We start from the raw sequence: 3,463 nt of genomic DNA on the forward strand, positions 1-3,463 counted from the left end.
CCGAGGTGCCGGGATCCGCGCGGCCGACCGTGAGGTCAGATCGTGAAGATCTCCTCCAGCAGCTGCTGCTGCTCGGCGATGTGCCGCTTGGCCGAGCCGACCGCGGGGGCCGAGGAGGCCGTGCGGGCGACGCGGCGCAGGCGCGGGCCGTCCGCGCTGCGGCCGATGACGACCTGCAGGTGGTCGACCAGGTTCATCGCGATGAACGGCCAGGCGCCCTGGTTGGCCGGCTCCTCCTGCGCCCAGACGAACTGGACGTCGTCGCCGTAGCGGGCCAGCTCCTCCTGGAGCTCGGCCACCGGCAGCGGGTAGAGCCGCTCGACCCGGACGATCGCCGTGTCGGTGATGCCGCGCTCGGTGCGGGCCGCCTCGACGTCGTAGTAGAACTTGCCGGCGGTGATGACCACCTTGCGGACCCGCGCCGGGTCGACGGTGGTGTCACCGATGACCGGGCGGAAGGAGCCGGACAGGAACTCCTCGGTGGCGCTCGCCGCGGCCTTCAGACGCAGCATCGACTTCGGGGTGAAGACGACCAGCGGCTTGTGGTGCGGGTTGTGCGCCTGCCAGCGGAGCAGGTGGAAGTAGTTCGACGGCAGGGTCGGCATGGCGACCGTCATGTTGTTCTGCGCGCACAGCTGCAGGAAGCGCTCCGGGCGGGCGGACGAGTGGTCCGGGCCCTGGCCCTCGTAGCCGTGCGGCAGGAGCAGGGTGACGCCCGAGTGCTGGCCCCACTTCTGCTCGGCGGAGGCGATGTACTCGTCCACCATGGTCTGCGCGCCGTTGACGAAGTCGCCGAACTGCGCCTCCCACATGACCAGCGCGTTCGGGCGGGTCAGCGAGTAGCCGTACTCGAAGCCCATCGCCGCGTACTCGGACAGCAGGCTGTCGTACACGGTGTAGCGGGCCTGGTCCTCGGTGAGGTACTGCAGCGGGGTGTAGTCCTCGCCGGTGGCCCGGTCGATCAGCACGGCGTGCCGCTGGCCGAAGGTGCCGCGGCGGCTGTCCTGGCCGGCCAGGCGGACCGGGTGGCCCTCCATGAGCAGCGAGCCGATGGCGAGGGTCTCGCCCATCGCCCAGTCGATGGTGTTGTCCTCGACCGAGGCGGTGCGGCGCTGCAGCTGCGGCAGCAGGCGCGGGTGGACGGTCAGCCAGTCCGGCAGGTTGACCTGGGAGGCGGCGATCCGCTTGACCATCTCCTGGGAGATGCCGGTCTGGATGTTGACCGGGAAGTCGGCGACCGGCTTGCCGCCGATGGCGGGGGCGGGCGCCTGGGCGGCGTCGCGGACCTCGGCGAAGACCTTCTCCAGCTGGCCCTGGAAGTCCTGGAGCGCCTGCTCCGCCTCTTCCATGGTGATGTCGCCGCGACCGATCAGGCCCTCGGTGTACAGCTTGCGCACCGAGCGCTTCTTGTCGATCAGGTCGTACATCAGCGGCTGGGTGAACGACGGGTTGTCCATCTCGTTGTGACCGCGGCGGCGGTAGCAGATGAGGTCGATCACCACGTCCTTGTGGAACTCCTGGCGGAACTCGAAGGCGAGCCGCGCGACGCGGACCACGGCCTCCGGGTCGTCGCCGTTCACGTGGAAGATCGGGGCCTCGATCATGCGGGCCACGTCGGTGCAGTACATCGAGGAGCGGCTGGAGGCCGGGGCGGCGGTGAAGCCGACCTGGTTGTTCACCACGACGTGCACGGTGCCGCCGGTGCGGTAGCCGCGCAGCTGCGACATGTTCAGGGTCTCCGCGACGACGCCCTGGCCGGCGAAGGCCGCGTCACCGTGGATCTGGATCGGCAGCACGGGGAAGGTGGTGCCGCCCTGGTCCAGGATGTCCTGCTTGGCGCGGGCGATGCCCTCGACGACCGGGTCCACGGCCTCCAGGTGCGAGGGGTTGGCGGCCAGCGAGACCTTGATGGTCTCGCCGTCCAGGCCGGTGAAGGTGCCCTCGGAGCCCAGGTGGTACTTCACGTCGCCGGAGCCGTGCATCGACTTCGGGTCGAGGTTGCCCTCGAACTCGCCGAAGATCTTGTCGTACGGCTTGCCGACGATGTTGGCCAGCACGTTCAGGCGGCCGCGGTGGGCCATGCCGATGACGGCCTCGTCGAGGCGGTGCTCGGCGGCGGCGTCGATGGTGGCGTCGAGCAGCGGGATGAGCGACTCGCCGCCCTCCAGCGAGAAGCGCTTCTGGCCGACGTACTTGGTCTGCAGGAAGGTCTCGAAGGCCTCGGCCGAGTTCAGCCGGCGCAGGATGCGCAGCTGCTCCTCGCGCTCCGGCTTGGTGTACGGCTTCTCCAGGCGCTCCTGCAGCCACTTGCGCTGCTTCGGGTCCTGGATGTGCATGTACTCGACGCCGACGGTGCGGCAGTAGGTGTTGCGCAGCAGGCCGAGGATGTCGCGCAGCTTCATCATCCGCTGGTTGCCGAAGCCGCCGACCGCGAACTCGCGCTCCAGGTCCCACAGGGTGAGGCCGTGGGTGGTGACGTCCAGGTCGGGGTGCTTGCGCTGCTTGTACTCCAGCGGGTCGGTGTCGGCCATGAGGTGGCCGCGGACCCGGTAGGAGTGGATCAGCTCCATGACGCGGGCGGTCTTGTTGACCTCGTCGTCGTGGGTGGTGGCGACGTCGGTGGCCCAGCGGACCGGCTCGTACGGGATCCGCAGCGACTCGAAGATCTCGTCGTAGAAGCCGTTCTGGCCGAGCAGCAGCTGGTGGATCGTGCGCAGGAACTCGCCGGACGCCGCGCCCTGGATGACGCGGTGGTCGTAGGTCGAGGTCAGCGTCATGATCTTGGAGACGCCGAGGCGGGCCAGCGTCTCCGGGGCGGAGCCCTGGAACTCGGCCGGGTACTCCATGGCGCCGACGCCGACGATGGTGCCCTGGTTCTGCATGAGGCGCGGCACGGAGTGCACGGTGCCGATGCCGCCGGGGTTGGTCAGCGAGACCGTGACGCCGGTGAAGTCGTCCATGGTCAGCTTGTTGGCGCGGGCCCGGCGGACGATGTCCTCGTAGGCCTGCCAGAAGCCGAAGAAGTCGAGGGTCTCGGCCTTCTTGATGGCCGCGACGACGAGCTGGCGGTCGCCGTTCGGCTTGACCAGGTCGATGGCCAGGCCGAGGTTCACGTGCTCGGGCTTGACCAGGTAGGACTTGCCGTCCTCCACCTTGTAGCTGTGGTTCATGCCCGGGGAGGCCTTGACGGCCTGGACCAGGGCGTAGCCGATCAGGTGGGTGAAGGAGACCTTGCCGCCGCGGGCGCGCTGCAGGTGGTTGTTGATGACGATGCGGTTGTCGATCAACAGCTTGGCCGGGACGGCGCGCACCGAGGTCGCGGTCGGCACCTCCAGCGAGGCGTCCATGTTGGTGGCGACGGCCTTGGCCGGGCCGCGCAGCTGGACCAGCTGGGGGCCGGTGGGCTCGGCGGCGGGCGCGGCGGCCGGGGTGGCGGCCTTGGGCGCCGGCGGGGCGGCGGGAG

At 69.7% G+C, this 3,463-nt stretch carries 1 protein-coding gene; it reads right to left on the reverse strand.

Going from position 1 to position 3,463, the window contains the following annotated elements; translation table 11 throughout:
* Positions 1-35: 35 nt before the first annotated feature.
* On the reverse strand, positions 36-3,463 hold a 3,428-nt coding region (locus tag ABD308_RS09190), incomplete at its 5' end, for a multifunctional oxoglutarate decarboxylase/oxoglutarate dehydrogenase thiamine pyrophosphate-binding subunit/dihydrolipoyllysine-residue succinyltransferase subunit (RefSeq protein ID WP_344330593.1).

Origin of the sequence: Kitasatospora putterlickiae (assembly GCF_039527695.1) — a bacterium.
Taxonomy (GTDB): Bacteria; Actinomycetota; Actinomycetes; order Streptomycetales; family Streptomycetaceae; genus Kitasatospora; species Kitasatospora putterlickiae.